The organism is Streptomyces sp. NBC_01431, from assembly GCF_036231355.1.
Lineage (GTDB): Bacteria > Actinomycetota > Actinomycetes > Streptomycetales > Streptomycetaceae > Streptomyces.
The window spans coordinates 2,066,643-2,081,349 of sequence record NZ_CP109496.1 but is presented as its reverse complement, the minus strand read 5'-3'; the positions used below and the strand labels follow the sequence as shown (position 1 = coordinate 2,081,349).

Here is a 14,707-nt window from a genome sequence, read left to right as displayed (position 1 = left end):
CGGGTCCGGCGGGGAAAGGTGGTCGTGGACCATGGCACTGAGGTCTCGACAGGCATCGCAGGGGGAGCCCGCCCGGACCGGTGGCATCGTCACCGCACCCCGGCCCGCCACCCCGGTCGTGGTGACCGAGGACGGACGGCCCACGGTCACCGGCTGGCTGCGGCTCGGCAAGGACGGCCGGCTCTCGGCGTACGCACCTGCCCGCGGCGGCGTCGCCCGCTGGACGGAGACCCGGCCGGGCGGCGCGTGGACGGGCCCCGAGCTGGTCGCACCGGGCACCGGACTCCAGTCGCACCTTGCGATCGCACAGGGCGCCGACGGCTATGTGCACATGGTGGCGCTGCGGCACACCCCGCTGGAGGACGGCGGCACCTGGGCGGAGCTCGTGCACGCCATCCAGTACCAGACGGGCCGACCGGTCAAGACCTGGGCCGTGGTCGGCTCCCCGTACCCGCGGCGCGACTGGCAGCGCGGTCTGAAGATGGGCCACCCTTCCATCGGCGTGGACTCGGCGGGCAACGCGCAGATCGTGGTGCGCAACGCCTTCGGCGGGGTCTCCGCGCGCGGCCATGAGCCGTCGGGCAAGTGGGCGGGCTGGGCCGACCTCAACGGCAACGGCGCCGACCGCTCGATATCCGTCGTCGCCTCCGAGGGCGGCCGGATGGTCATCCACGCCCCGTCCGACACCGGCGTCATGCGCTTCGAGCGGGCCGCCGCCGACGCCGAGTTCCAGGAGCTCGGCAAGCTTGCGGCGGACCCGGAGACCGGCACCATCGACGGCCTCCCGACCGGCGAGGGCGGCCGCATCACGTTCTTCCTGCGCGACGCCAAGTCCGGCGAGCTGCGCGCCTGGCGCGGTGACGGACCCACCGAGCCGCTCGGTGGCGCGGGTTCGGGCCCGGTCGCGCTGCTGCGCAAGGAGATCGACGGCGTCGACTGCACGGTGCTCGCCCAGCGCGACCGCGACGGCCGTCCGGCGATAGCCGCCTACCCGACCGAGCAGGAGGCGGCCGGCATCACCTGGACCGCGACCGGCGAGGTCTGCGCGGGTGCCCCGGCGTTGACCCTGGACGCCGACGGGCGCATCGTGCTCGGCGTGTTCACGCCCGACGGCGGACTGCGGATCACCCGCCAGCGCACCGGCGAGCCGGGCCTCGCCCTGGAGCCCTGGCAGCAGGTCTGACGCACCGCGCGCACCGCGCACACCGCGTACGCAGAGGCCCGGGACCATTGGTCCCGGGCCTTTCCCGCATCTATGACGTACCGTCAACATCCTTGCCTCAGGCGGGACTTCGGCACGACAACGGCCCCGCACCGAAGTGCGGGGCCGTTGTGGTGGGGCAGTGTTACGCCGGGACGCTCGCGACGCCCTGCGCCAGGAACTTCTTGCCGTTGACGCGCTCCGAGACGCCTTCGCGGTCCAGGTACGGCGTGATGCCACCCAGGTGGAAGGGCCAGCCGGCGCCCGTGATCAGGCAGAGGTCGATGTCCTGGGCCTCGGCGACGACGCCCTCCGCCAGCATCAGACCGATCTCCTGCGCCACCGCGTCCAGGACGCGGTCGCGGGTCTGCTCCTCGGTCAGCGCGACATCGCCCTGCTTGAGGAGGGCCGCGACCTCGGGGTCCAGCTCCGGCTTGCCGGAGTCGTACTTGTAGAAGCCGCGCTTGCCGGCCTTGACCACCGCGGCCAGGTTCTCGGAGACCGTGAAGCGGTCCGGGAAGGCGCGGTTGAGGGTCTCCGACACATGCAGACCGATGGCCGGGCCGACCAGCTCAAGCAGGACCAGCGGCGACATCGGCAGACCGAGCGGCTCGACGGCCTTCTCGGCGACGGCGACCGGAGTGCCCTCGTCGATGACGTTCTGGATCTCGCCCATGAAGCGGGTCAGGATGCGGTTGACGACGAACGCCGGGGCGTCCTTCACCAGCACCGCGGTCTTCTTCAGCTTGCGCGCGACGCCGAAGGCCGTGGCCAGCGAGGCGTCGTCGGTCTGCTCGCCGCGCACGATCTCCAGGAGCGGCAGGATCGCGACCGGGTTGAAGAAGTGGAAGCCGACGACCCGCTCGGGGTGCTTGAGCTTCGACGCCATCTCGGTGACCGACAGCGAGGAGGTGTTGGTGGCGAGGATCGCGTGCGCCGGGGCGACCGCCTCGACCTCCGCGAACACCTGCTGCTTGACGCCGATCTCCTCGAAGACGGCCTCGATGATGAAGTCGGCGTCCGAGAAGCCCTCGGCCTTGTCGAGGACGCCGGAGACCAGGCCCTTGAGGCGGTTGGCCTTGTCCTGGTTGATCCGGGACTTCGAGAGCAGCTTGTCGATCTCGGCGTGGACGTAGCCCACACCCTTGTCGACGCGCTCCTGGTCGATGTCGGTCAGGACGACCGGCACCTCCAGGCGGCGCAGGAACAGCAGGGCGAGCTGCGAGGCCATCAGGCCCGCGCCCACGACGCCGACCTTGGTGACCGGGCGCGCCAGGTTCTTGTCCGGCGCACCGGCCGGGCGCTTGGCGCGCTTCTGGACCAGGTTGAACGCGTAGATGCCGGACCGCAGTTCGCCACCCATGATCAGGTCGGCGAGTGCGGTGTCCTCGGCGTCGAAACCGGCCTGGAGGTCGCCGTCCTTCGACGCCGCGATGATGTCCAGGGCGCGGTAGGCGGCCGGGGCGGCGCCGTGCACCTTGGAGTCCGCGATGAAGCGGCCCTTGGCGACGGCCTGGTCCCAGGCCTCGCCGCGGTCGACCTCGGGGCGCTCGACGGTGACGTCGCCCTTCAGGACGTTCGCGGTCCAGATGAGGGACTGCTCCAGGAAGTCGGCACCCTCGAAGAGGGCGTCGGCGATGCCGAGTTCGAAGACCTGCGCGCCCTTGAGCTGGCGGTTCTGGTTCAGCGAGTTCTCGATGATCACCGAGACGGCCCTGTCGGCGCCGATCAGGTTGGGGAGCAGCGTGCAGCCGCCCCAGCCCGGGACCAGACCGAGGAAGACCTCGGGCAGCGAGAACGCGGGCAGCGCCTTGGAGACGGTGCGGTAGGTGCAGTGCAGACCGACCTCGACACCGCCGCCCATCGCGGCACCGTTGTAGTACGCGAAGGTCGGCACGGCCAGCGCGGAAAGGCGCTTGAAGACCTCGTGGCCGCTCTTGCCGATGGCGAGCGCGTCCTCGTGGCGCTTGAGGATCTCGACGCCCTTGAGGTCGGCGCCGACCGCGAAGATGAACGGCTTGCCCGTGACACCGGCGCCGACGATGGAGCCCTCGGCGGCCTCCTTCTCGACCTGGTCGATGGCGGCGTTGAGGTTCGCCAGCGAGCCGGGACCGAAGGTGGTCGGCTTGGTGTGGTCGAAGCCGTTGTCGAGCGTGATGAGCGCGAAGCGGCCGGCGCCGTAGGGCAGTTCGAGGTGGCGTACGTGCGCGGACGTCACGACCTCGTCCGGGAACAGCTCGGCCGCGCCCTTGAGAAGCTCAGCGGTGGTGGTGCTCACTTGCTGCCTCCGGCGTCCTTGTGGTGCGGGTTCTCCCAGATGACCGTGGCGCCCATGCCGAAGCCGACGCACATGGTGGTGAGGCCGTAGCGGACCTCCGGCTGCTCCTCGAACTGCCGCGCCAGCTGCGTCATCAGGCGTACGCCGGAGGAGGCGAGTGGGTGGCCGAAGGCGATGGCGCCGCCGTACTGGTTGACGCGCGCGTCGTCGTCGGCGATGCCGTAGTGGTCCAGGAACGCGAGGACCTGGACGGCGAACGCCTCGTTGATCTCGAAGAGGTTGATGTCCTCGATCGTCAGGCCCGCCTTGGCGAGGGCCTTCTCGGTCGCGGGGATCGGGCCGTAGCCCATGACCTCCGGCTCGACGCCGGCGAAGGCGTACGAGACGAGGCGCATCTTGACCGGGAGGCCGTTCTCGCGCGCGAACTCCTCGGACGCGATGATCGACGCGGTGGCGCCGTCGTTGAGGCCCGCCGCGTTGCCCGCGGTCACGTTGCCGTGCACGCGGAACGGCGTCTTCAGGCCCGCGAGGCTCTCCAGGGTGGTGCCCGGACGCATCGGCTCGTCGGCGGTGACCAGACCCCAACCGGTCTCGCCCACCTCGGCGTTGGTGTTGCGCACCGAGATCGGCACCAGGTCCTGCTGGATCTTGCCGTCGGCGTACGCCTTGGCGGCCTTCTCCTGTGAGCGCACCGCGTACTCGTCGGTGCGCTGCTTGGTGATGTGCGGGTAGCGGTCGTGCAGGTTCTCGGCGGTCATGCCCATGAACAGGGCCGACTCGTCGACGAGCTTCTCGCTGACGAACCGCGGGTTCGGGTCGACGCCCTCGCCCATGGGGTGGCGGCCCATGTGCTCGACGCCACCGGCGATCACGGCGTCGTACGCGCCGAAGGCGACGGAGCCGGCGGCGGTGGTGACGGCCGTGAGCGCACCCGCGCACATGCGGTCGATGGAGTAACCGGGGACGGACTGCGGGAGGCCCGCGAGGATGCCGGCGGTGCGGCCCAGGGTCAGGCCCTGGTCACCGATCTGCGTGGTGGCGGCGATGGCCACCTCGTCGATCTTCGCGGGGTCGAGGGCCGGGTTGCGGCGCAGCAGCTCCCGGATCGCCTTGACGACCAGATCGTCGGCCCGGGTCTCGTGGTAGATGCCCTTCGGGCCCGCCTTGCCGAACGGGGTGCGGACGCCGTCGACGAAGACGACGTCCCTGACGGTACGAGGCACGATGGCTCTCCTCCAGGGTGCGGGGTGGCACTGCACTGCTGCGCACGCGACTGAGCGCGCGCTCACCCGGCCCATGCTACTTACGAGTAACCAAACTGCCCAGTCCCGAGCGCGGGAGCGGCGAACGTCACACTCGGGGTGCCCTGCTGGGGCTCCGCCCCAGACCCCGCGAGGGCCCTCACCCCACCCCTTCCCGCTGTGACACTCTGCGGCTCCGCCGCGTGGCCTCCGGGGGTGGGTGGGTCGCTGCGGACCGTGCGTGGCTGGTCGCGCAGTTCCCCGCGCCCCTGGCAGGGTCACCCTTAGCAGGGTGGCCATGCAGGCATTCCCAGCCCGTGCGGCGTTTGAGGACGAGCGCCCTTAAGGCGCGAACGGGGGGCCGCGGGCGGAGCCCCCGGGGAAACACGGTCCGCAGCTACACCCCACCCCCGGAGGGTCTAGGGAAGGGGCGGGAGGGGCCCAAAGGGGTCTGGGCCGGAGCCCAGCGTGCTCTGCCGGGTTAGGCGCAGGTCAGCCGGGCGTCAGCCCAGTCCGCGTGGTCCAGCCCGTTTCCGTCGCCGCCGTCCGACACGACCAGTTCCAGCACCTGCGCACCCCGTACGTCCGCGTCGAGCGCGATCGCCGACTGCTTGCCATGGAGCACCGGCGTGGTCGCGACCGCCTTGCCGTCCGCCAGGACCGAGAAGGCGACCGAACCGCCGCCGCCCGTCTCGTCGTCCACGCCCACCGACGCCGTGAACCGCGAGCACGCCCCGCCCAGGAACACCGTCACGTCGCCGTCGGCGTGGACCCCGAGCCCCTTGGCGTAGGGCACGCCCGCGATGGACATCGGGCGCCCGTCACCGGCCGCGTCCTCCCCGTTGGACGTGTCGCGCTCCACCGGACCCCATCCGTTCGTCGCGGTGAAGTCGAGGTCGGAGAGGGCGTGCGAGCCGGCCCCCGGCGCCGGAGGAGGGGAGGCGACCCCCGCCGCGGCGGACGCCGTCCCGCCCCGGTAGCCGGCCGTCGCCGAGAGCACCGCCGACCAGGGTCCCGAACCGCCCGCCGCGGTCACCTTCCAGGTACGTGTCACCGTGCGCCCGGCCGGTACGTCCCCGAGCGGCTGGGTGAGCGGTGCGGCGGCCGTCCATCCGTCGGGCAGCCGCATCGTGAGCGAGGCGTCCCGGGCCGTGGCCCGGCGCGGTGCGAAGGTCGCCGTCACCTCGCCCGCCGCGCCCCGCGCGATCGAATCCGGCGCCGTGATCCGCACATCGGCGGTCGCCCTGGGGTCGCGGTCGGCCGCCGACCAGCCCGGCGAGGCGATGTCCGCGTACCGCAGCGGCGTCGTGTGGTTTCCGCGCGCGTCGAGGGTCACCTTGCCGAGACCGTCCCCGGCCGCGTCCTCGCCGATCACGGCGATGGCGACGGTGTTGTGGCCGTGGGTGCGCAGCATGCCGGGCTGCACGGGGAACGACGTCTGCGGGCCGAGGGCGTTCACGTAGAGCCCGGTCATCCAGCCGTTGACGTACACCAGCGCCCGGTAGTGCTTCGTCTTGTCGTCCGAGAACGTCAGCCCGAGCGGTACGTCCTGGCCCTGCGGCAGATCGAGATCGAAGCCGGTGCGGTACCAGGAGACCCCGGCGGAGTTCGGCCGGGTGTCCGGCAGCGACGTGCTGGACCAGCCGCCGTCCGGGTAGCCCGGCAGGTGCATGCCCTGCCGTTCCCCGTACAGGCCACCGGTGTTCAGCGGTCCGCGCACCGGGTCGGCGAGATCCTCCCCGCCGCGCGCGCCCTGGATGCGCCAGCCGATCTGCCGTGCCGAGCCCACCAGGCGTACCGCGGTCAGACCGCGCGGCTGCTTGTGGCTGTCGTTCGCCGACCAGTCCTGCTCGTGCGCCATGTCGGCGGCGAGCACCGCGAGGACGTTGTCCTTGCCGGCCTTCAGCACGCCGCCCGGCACCGCGAACAGATGCGTCGCGTCGGCAGAGCTGCCCAGATAGGTGCCGTTCAGCCACACCAGGTACGAACCGCCCTTGCCCGTACTGGCGTTGACCTGGATCCCGGCCTCCGCCCCGGCGGCCGTGAAGTGGCCCCGGTACCAGATGGATCCGGCGTGGAAGCCGTAGTCGTCGGCCGACAGCGCCGGCTTGTCGACCGCCCGCCACGCGGCGTCGTCGAACCCGGCCGCCGCCTCCGGCGTCTCCCGCTGGACCTTCCAACTGCCCAGCGCCGGAAGGGAGACCGCCTTCGGGCCGCCGAGCGTGCTTCCCGTCGTGTCGAGCGCGCCCGGCGCGGGCCGCCCGTTCCAGCTGACGGAGGTCGCCGGCGCGCCGGTCAGGACGTGCAGTGAGGCCGACTTGTCGGTGTCCCCGGTGAGCTTCAGTACGCCCTGGTCGTACGAGGCGGTCCTCAGCAGTTCGGGACCGCTCGCCAGGACCGGCCCCTGCGGAGTGTCGAGCCGCCAGTAGGAGTCTGCTGACGCGTCGTCAGCAAGTAGCAGAAGAAGGGGGGTTGAACCATCGGCGGGGGTCACGAGAACCTGCGTCAAGCCGTTGTGGTTGTAGTTGAGGCGCAGATCGCCGCTCGCCGGGTCCCAGGTCTGTTCCGCCTGCCCGCTGAGCACCTTCACTCCGGGCCGGGCACCGTACCGCAGTACGGTCTCGCCGTCCTGGCCGTGCCGCCCGTACAGCAGCGCCACGTCCCGCGCTCCGAACGTGCCGTGCGTCATGATCTCGGACGTCGAATACCTCAACTGCTGATGGTCCATGGCGTAGTCGGAGACCAGCAGCTTCGAATCCCGGCCGTCGACGGTGAGCGCCGTGCCGGGCTTCTGCGGCACCGACGGATAGCCGCCCAGCGCGAGGTGCGTGGTGTCCTTCGCCTTGTTGTTGACGTCCTTGTGGCGGACGACGGTGAATTCGGTGCCGTTGTCGGGATTGCGCCGGTCGCGGCGCAGTACGGAGGTGTTGTCGGGCGCGCCCTGGGTGACGCTCTCCGTCTTCGTCAGCGGCGCCACCGACTGCACGAGGTAGCCGAGCCGCTTGTCGACCAGGTACTTCTCGCTCAGCTGCCGGTCCTCGCGGATCGGAGCTCCGTAGTCGTAGGAGCTGTAGACCGCGCCCGGCGAGGGCAGCCAGCCCCAGGAGGTGCCGCCGTAGGCCATGTAGAAGTTCTGCATGGTGGCGCCCGAGGCGATGTTGTTCTCGTACGCGGCCTTCTCGAAGTCGCCGTTCGTGAGCTGGCGGCACTTGTCGAAACCGGGGCCGCCCCACGGGTCGAAGGAGCCGCCCTGGAATTCGGCCAGAAACAGCGGTTGGCCGGGCTTCTTCGCACCGGACAGATCGGGCAGCCCGTGCCAGGCGTCGGGGCTTGAGCAGTTGAAGCCCTGCGGGTAGGAGTCGCTCCCGTCGATGTCGAGTTCCTTGGCGAACACGCCGTTGTGGTTGCCGGTGAGCGGGACCGTGATGCCGTCGGCGTGCGCCTTGTCGACCAGGTGCTTGATGTAGGCGTGGCCGTCGGCGGTGTCCTGGTAGTACTCGTTCTCGACCTGGTAGGCGATGACAGTGCCGGTGCCGTTGGTGAGCTGGTGGCGGGCGAGGATCGGGTCGATCTTCGAGAGCCACTCGTCGGCGGCCGCCAGATAGTCGGGCGCGGTGGTACGGGCCTTGCCCCGCTGGGTGACCAGCCAGCCGGGAAAGCCGCCGCCGTCGGTCTCGGCGTTGATGTAGGGGCCGGGGCGGGCGATGACGTAGATCCCCACCTCGCGGGCGATGTCGAGCAGCTTGTCGACGTCCCGCACGCCGGTGAAGTCGTACACGCCCGGCTTGGGGGAGTGGAAGTCCCAGTCGAAGTAGATGGAGGCCGCGTTGAAGCCGCCCGCCTTCATCTTCTGCAGGACGTCCCGCCAGGCGTCGGGGCTGGGCAGCCGCCAGTAGTGGAACTCGCCCGACCAGATGGACAGCGGTTTGCCGTCGATGGTGAAGGCGTGGTCGTCGTGGCCAACCGTGTGGGAGGTGGTGGGGGTCGCGGCGGCAGGAGGGTGCGGGCGGGCCTGTGCGGCGGGCGCGGCGGTCGTGAGCGCGGCCGCGCCCAGAGCCAGCGCGGTGGTGACCGCGAGAACCGCGCGTCTTGTTGGCGTGCGCATGTCATTCCTTCCGTAGTGCGGAGTACTGAAAGAATCTGATGCGGCGCACAGCCTAAAGCTGTTTGAGGCTGTTGGAAATGGTCCGGTCTTGGGGAATTTTGGCCCGCGGCGGCATGTCGACGCGCCGCGGGCCCGATTCGCTCACCGGTCAGGGCTTGGCCTGGGTGTCCGTGAGTTCAGCCGGTCAGGGCTTGGCCTGGGTGCCCGTGAGTTCAGCCGGTCAGGATTTGGCCTGGGTGTCCGTGAGCGCGGCCGCGAGCAGCGGCGTCACCTGCTCGATCTGCCAGCGCCTGGCCCCGTACGAGGCGAGGGTTTCGGCCACCGCGGCCTGCGAGCGATCGCCCGGCGGCTCCCAGCAGACCCGGCGCACGGTGTCCGGGGTGATCAGGTTCTCCTGCGGCATGCCCAGCTGCTCGGCGAGTTCCGAGACCGCGGCGCGGGCCGCCGAGAGCCGGGCCGCGGCGGCCGGGTCCTTGTCCGCCCAGGACCGCGGCGGCGGCGGACCCTGCAACGGCTGGCCGGGCTGCGGCAGTTCGGCGTCCGAGAGCTCCTTCGCCCGGTCGACGGCGGCCTGCCACTGCTCCAGCTGGCGCCGGCCCATGCGGTGGCCGAAGCCGGGCAGGGCGGTCAGCGCGTTCACGTTGACCGGGAGCGCGAGCGAGGCCTCGATGATCGCGGAGTCGCTCAGCACCTTGCCCGGTGAGACGTCACGCCGCTGTGCGATCCGGTCCCGGGCCGTCCACAGCTCCCGCACGGCGGCCATCTGGCGGCGCCTGCGCACCTTGTGCATGCCCGAGGTGCGGCGCCAGGGATCCTTACGGGGCGGCGCGGGCGGCGCCGAGGCGATCGCGTCGAACTCCTCACGGGCCCACTCCAGCTTGCCCTGCCGGTCGAGCTCCTCCTCCAGGGCGTCGCGCAGGTCGACGAGCAGCTCCACGTCCAGCGCCGCGTAGCGCAGCCACGGTTCGGGGAGCGGCCGGGTCGACCAGTCGACCGCCGAGTGGCCCTTCTCCAGCGCGTACCCGAGCACGCTCTCGACCATCGCGCCGAGGCCGACGCGCGGGAAGCCCGCGAGTCGCCCGGCGAGCTCGGTGTCGAAGAGCCGGGAGGGAACCATGCCTATTTCGCGCAGACAAGGAAGGTCCTGGGTCGCGGCGTGCAGGATCCACTCGGTGTCCGAAAGTACCTCTCCGAGCGTGGAGAGATCGGGACAGCCGACCGGGTCGACGAGGGCGGTGCCCGCGCCCTCGCGGCGCAGCTGCACCAGATAGGCGCGCTGCCCGTAGCGGTAGCCGGACGCGCGCTCGGCGTCCACGGCGACGGGGCCGGTGCCGGCCGCGAAGGCGGCGACCACTTCGGCCAGCGCTTCGTCGGTGGCAACGACGGGCGGAATGCCCTCTCGGGGCTCCAGCAAGGGAATCGGCGCCTTGTCGACGTCGTCCGGGGGAGCGCCCCCGGTGGTTCGCAGTGCTGTCTCTGCTGCGGTCTTATGGGCGTCGGTCACCGGTCAAGGGTATCTGTGTATGCGCGGCGCCCGTCGACGGAACGTTCCGTCGACGGGCGCGCGGGGGTCGTAAACCAGTCAGTGGATGATTCCGGTACGCAGCGCGACGGCCACCATCCCGGCGCGGTCACCCGTGCCGAGCTTGCGTGCGATCCGGGCGAGATGGGACTTGACGGTCAGTGCGGACAGGCCCATCGACACGCCGATGGCCTTGTTGGACTGGCCTTCCGCGACCAGTCGGAGCACCTCGACCTCTCGGCCGGAGAGCTCGCGGTAGCCGCCCGGGTGGCTCGGGGCACCCGGGGGGCGGCGGTGCATACGGGCGGCCGCGGCGCCGATGGGGGCGGCGCCGGGGCGGCTGGGGTGCCCGACGTTGGTGCGGGTGCCGGTGACGACATAGCCCTTCACGCCGCCCGCGAGGGCGTTGCGCACGGCGCCGATGTCATCGGCCGCGGACAGGGCCAGGCCGTTGGGCCAGCCCGCCGCGCGGGTCTCGGACAGCAGGGTCAGCCCGGAACCGTCGGGCAGGTGGACGTCGGCAACGCAGATGTCGCGCGGATTGCCGACGCGGGGACGGGCCTCCGCGATGGACGACGCCTCGATGACGTCACGTACTCCGAGCGCCCACAGGTGACGGGTCACGGTGGAGCGGACTCGGGGGTCGGCAACGACGACCATGGCCGTCGGCTTGTTCGGGCGGTAGGCGACCAGGCTTGCGGGCTGCTCAAGAAGAACGGACACCAGGCCTCCTGGAAAGGTGCGGGACGTAGCCGGCTCGGGGATGAAGCCGGGGCGAACCGTGCAGTTAGGGTCACAAACCTCTTCGGCATCAAACCCCTCGGCCTTTAGAGAATGATCACGATTTGGTGAGAAACATTTAGGGCAATTCGGACGGGTGAGCGAACGTCGAGTGCCCAGCGGGCGCGCCCGTCCGGGCGGGGGGCCCGCACGGCCGCGCCGCGCCCCGCCACGGGCGGGGCCGCAGGGGGGCGTGCGCGGTCCGACGGACCGTCAGCGGGGGTCGCGGCGCTGCGGCAGCGTGACCACGCCGCTGCCCCCCTCGGTCGGTCCCGAAACCGGTGGCAGGCCCGCCACCTGGCACAGCAGATCGCACCAGGCGGCGAGGTGGCCCGCGGTGTCCGGTACCCCGGCGCGCCCCTCGCGCGGCGTCCAGGACGCCCGGATCTCGATCTGGGTGGCCGGCAGCCGCTCGGCGAGCCCGCCGAAGTAGTGCGAACCGGCGCGGGTGACGGTGCCGCTCGCCTCCCCGTACGACAGGCCGCGCGCCTCAAGGGCGCCGGTCAGCCACGACCAGCAGACCTCGGGCAGCAGCGGGTCGGCCGCCATCTCCGGTTCCAGCTCGGCCCGTACGAGGGTGACCAGGCGGAAGGTGCCCTGCCAGGCGTCGTGCCCCGCGGGGTCGTGCAGCAGGACGAGCCGCCCGTCGGCCAGGTCGTCCTCGCCGTCGACGACCGCCGCCTCCACGGCGTAGGCGTGGGGAGCCAGGCGCTGCGGCGGGCGCGTCTCGTCCACCTCGATCTCGGGGCGCAGCCGCGCCGTCCGCAGTGCGTCGACGGCCTGACGGAAGGCGAACGGAACGGTGTTCCCGTCCGCGGCTTCCACGCCGTCAGCGCCATCCGAAGTTCGTCCCTGAGCGGCAGCCATGCGGGGAAGACTAGGCGGAACGGGCGCCCGGCGCTGGTAGGGACACCCGGCCCGGGTCGGCCGCTTCCCGGTACATGCGAAGATTCTGGGCGTGAGCGCCAACGACCGCCCTGTGGGCCAGCCGAACAGCAAGACGCACGATTCCGCGTTCCTCAAGGCGTGCAGGCGCGAAGCCGTGCCGCACACGCCGGTCTGGTTCATGCGCCAGGCGGGGCGCTCGCTGCCGGAGTACCTCAAGGTGCGCGAGGGCGTCGGCATGCTGGAGTCGTGCATGCGGCCGGAGCTCGTCACGGAGATCACGCTCCAGCCGGTGCGCCGGCACAAGGTCGACGCGGCGATCTACTTCAGCGACATCGTGGTCCCGCTCAAGGCCATCGGCGTCGACCTGGACATCAAGCCGGGCGTCGGCCCGGTCGTCGCCGCCCCGATCCGCACCCGGGCCGACCTGGCGCAGCTGCGCGATCTCACCCCCGAGGACGTCCACTACGTCACCGAGGCGATCGGCATGCTGACCGGCGAGCTCGGCTCGACGCCGCTCATCGGCTTCGCGGGCGCCCCCTTCACGCTCGCCAGCTACCTCGTGGAGGGCGGCCCGTCCCGCAACCACGAGAACACCAAGGCCATGATGTACGGCGACCCGGAGCTGTGGGCCGACCTGCTCGACCGCCTCGCCGACATCACCGCCGCCTTCCTCAAGGTCCAGATCGAGGCGGGCGCCTCGGCCGTCCAGCTCTTCGACTCCTGGGTGGGCGCGCTCGCCCCCGCCGACTACCGGCGCTCGGTGCTGCCCGCCTCCGCGAAGGTCTTCGACGCAGTCGCCTCCTACGGCGTGCCCCGCATCCACTTCGGTGTCGGCACGGGCGAACTGCTCGGTCTGATGGGCGAGGCCGGCGCTGACGTCGTCGGCGTCGACTGGCGCGTCCCGCTGGACGAGGCGGCCCGCCGGGTCGGTCCCGGCAAGGCGCTTCAGGGCAACCTCGACCCGGCGGTCCTGTTCGCCCCGACCGCGGCCGTCGAGGCCAAGACCCGCGAGGTGCTCGACGCGGCCGCCGGTCTCGAAGGCCACGTCTTCAACCTGGGCCACGGGGTGCTGCCGTCGATGGACCCGGACGCGCTGACGCGGCTCGTCGCGTACGTCCACGAGCAGACCGCCCGCTGAGCGGTAGGCGTCCCCGCGCTCCAAGGGGCGCGGGGCACCGCGCGATGGGCCACCGGCGGCCCACGGCCGAATGCCCGCGTTCGGGGCGGAGCGTCACCGCACGGCGGACACCGCCTTGCGCGCCGCCACCAGGATCGGGTCCCACACCGGTGAGAACGGCGGGGCGTACCCGAGGTCCAGGGCGGTGAGCTCGTCCACCGTCATCCTGGCGGTCAGGGCGACGGCCGCCACGTCGATCCGCTTCGCCGCGCCTTCGCGGCCCACGATCTGCACCCCGAGCAGCCGCCCCGTGCGCCGCTCGGCCAGCATCTTCACCGCCATCGAGGCCGCGCCCGGGTAGTACCCGGCGGTGTTGGTCGACTCGATGGTGGCGGTGATGTACTGGAGGCCCTCCGCGCGGGCCTCCCTCTCCAGCAGGCCGGTGCGGGCGATCTCCGTCTGGCAGACCTTGGTGACGGCCGTGCCGACGACACCCGGGAACGTGGCATAGCCGCCGCCCGCGTTGGAGCCGATGACCTGGCCGTGCTTGTTGGCGTGCGTACCGAGCGCGATGTGACGCAGGCGGCCCGACACCAGGTCCAGGACCTCCACGCAGTCGCCGCCCGCCCAGATGTTCTCGTGGCCGCGCACCCGCATCGAGGTGTCCGTGAGCAGACCGCCCGACTCGCCGAGCGGCAGACCGGCCCCGCGGGCCAGGGCCGTGTTGGGTGCCACGCCCAGACCGAGGACCACCACGTCCGCCGGATACTCGGCCGACTCCGTCGCCACCGCCCTCACCCGCCCCGACCCTGCGGTCAGCACCTTGGTGACCTCGGCGCCGGTGACCACCCGGATCCCGGACTCCTCCATCGCCCGAGTGACCAGGCGCCCCATGTCCGGGTCGAGCGAGTGCATGGGCTCGGCGCCCCGGGTCAGGAGTGTCACCTCGAAGTTCAGGCTGAGCAGCGCCTCCGCCATCTCGATGCCGATGTAGCCGCCGCCCACCACCACCGCGCGGCGGCCACCGGCGGCGGCCAGACTGTCCAGCAGCGCCCCGCCGTCGTCGATGGTGTGCACCCCGTGCACCCCCGGCGCGTCGATCCCCGGCAGCGCGGGCCGCACCGGGCTCGCCCCGGTCGCGATCACGAGCTTGTCGTACGACGTCCACGCCTCGGCGCCGGATTCCAGGTCCCGGGCCCGCACCCGGCGGCCGGCGACGTCCAGCTCCGTCACCTCCGTACGCATCCGCAGGTCGATCCCGCGCGCCCGGTGCTCCTCGGGGGTGCGGGCGATCAGGTCCTCGTGACCCGGTACGTCGCCGCCCACCCAGTACGGAATCCCGCAGGCCGAGTACGAGGTGAAGCCCGATCGCTCGAAGGCCACGATCTCCAGCTCCTCGGGGCCCTTGAGCCTGCGCGCCTGCGATGCGGCGGACATGCCCGCCGCATCGCCGCCGATGACCACCAGTCGCTCCGCCGCCATGGGGGGTGCCTCCATCCCTGAAGTCCGCTGAGCCCTACTCGGGTTGTGCCTTCTGGGGAAGATACGCACCGGGGCAGCGGGGAATTCCCGTTC

Annotated in this window: 9 protein-coding genes; 2 read left to right on the top strand and 7 right to left on the bottom strand. The window is 71.7% G+C overall.

All coding sequences use genetic code 11. The features are described 5' to 3' along the window. The first annotated feature begins 31 nt into the window (after positions 1–31). Entirely contained in the window at positions 32–1,183 is a 1,152-nt protein-coding gene (locus OG522_RS09625; RefSeq protein WP_329462532.1) for a hypothetical protein, read from the top strand. A gap of 163 nt (positions 1,184–1,346) precedes the next feature. Here the strand turns inward: OG522_RS09625 and OG522_RS09620 are convergent, their stop codons facing one another. The 6 genes from OG522_RS09620 to OG522_RS09595 form a co-directional block, all read right to left on the bottom strand. Beyond that, positions 1,347–3,479 (bottom strand): 3-hydroxyacyl-CoA dehydrogenase NAD-binding domain-containing protein, encoded by a 2,133-nt coding sequence (locus OG522_RS09620; RefSeq protein ID WP_329462531.1) that lies wholly within the window; start codon positions 3,477–3,479, stop codon positions 1,347–1,349. Beyond that, the gene (locus OG522_RS09615) at positions 3,476–4,702 is read right to left on the bottom strand and encodes a thiolase family protein (protein ID WP_329462530.1); all 1,227 of its coding nucleotides are present in this window, start codon (positions 4,700–4,702) and stop codon (positions 3,476–3,478) included. Before OG522_RS09615 ends, OG522_RS09620 begins: the two co-directional genes overlap by 4 nt. A gap of 499 nt (positions 4,703–5,201) precedes the next feature. Continuing rightward, a complete protein-coding gene (locus tag OG522_RS09610) occupies positions 5,202–8,825 on the bottom strand; it encodes a beta-galactosidase (protein WP_329462529.1) in 3,624 nt (1,207 codons plus the stop codon). Positions 8,826–9,045: 220 nt separating this feature from the next. Then, the gene (locus OG522_RS09605) at positions 9,046–10,329 is read right to left on the bottom strand and encodes a ribonuclease D (protein ID WP_329462528.1); all 1,284 of its coding nucleotides are present in this window, start codon (positions 10,327–10,329) and stop codon (positions 9,046–9,048) included. A 78-nt stretch (positions 10,330–10,407) separates the two neighbouring features. Beyond that, positions 10,408–11,070, bottom strand: coding sequence for a helix-turn-helix transcriptional regulator (locus OG522_RS09600; RefSeq protein ID WP_329462527.1), 663 nt, complete (start codon positions 11,068–11,070; stop codon positions 10,408–10,410). A gap of 270 nt (positions 11,071–11,340) precedes the next feature. Then, positions 11,341–11,994 carry a DUF3000 domain-containing protein gene (locus OG522_RS09595; protein ID WP_329462526.1) on the bottom strand — a complete coding sequence of 218 codons (654 nt, stop codon included), beginning with the start codon at positions 11,992–11,994 and terminating at the stop codon, positions 11,341–11,343. 91 nt (positions 11,995–12,085) lie between these two features. Here OG522_RS09595 and hemE point away from each other — a divergent pair, with 91 nt between their 5' ends. After that, positions 12,086–13,153, top strand: coding sequence for a uroporphyrinogen decarboxylase (gene hemE / locus OG522_RS09590; protein ID WP_329462525.1), 1,068 nt, complete (start codon positions 12,086–12,088; stop codon positions 13,151–13,153). Between the two features lie 93 nt (positions 13,154–13,246). Here the strand turns inward: hemE and OG522_RS09585 are convergent, their stop codons facing one another. Beyond that, positions 13,247–14,614 (bottom strand): FAD-dependent oxidoreductase, encoded by a 1,368-nt coding sequence (locus OG522_RS09585; protein ID WP_329462524.1) that lies wholly within the window; start codon positions 14,612–14,614, stop codon positions 13,247–13,249. Positions 14,615–14,707 lie beyond the last annotated feature (93 nt).

Bases quoted from the DNA above. Each gene is read 5' to 3' on its own strand.
- OG522_RS09625 (WP_329462532.1), top strand. From the start codon at position 32: ATGGCACTGAGGTCTCGACAGGCATCGCAGGGGGAGCCCGCCCGGACC.
- OG522_RS09610 (WP_329462529.1), bottom strand. From the start codon at position 8,825: ATGCGCACGCCAACAAGACGCGCGGTTCTCGCGGTCACCACCGCGCTG.
- OG522_RS09595 (WP_329462526.1), bottom strand. From the start codon at position 11,994: ATGGCTGCCGCTCAGGGACGAACTTCGGATGGCGCTGACGGCGTGGAA.
- OG522_RS09585 (WP_329462524.1), bottom strand. From the start codon at position 14,614: ATGGCGGCGGAGCGACTGGTGGTCATCGGCGGCGATGCGGCGGGCATG.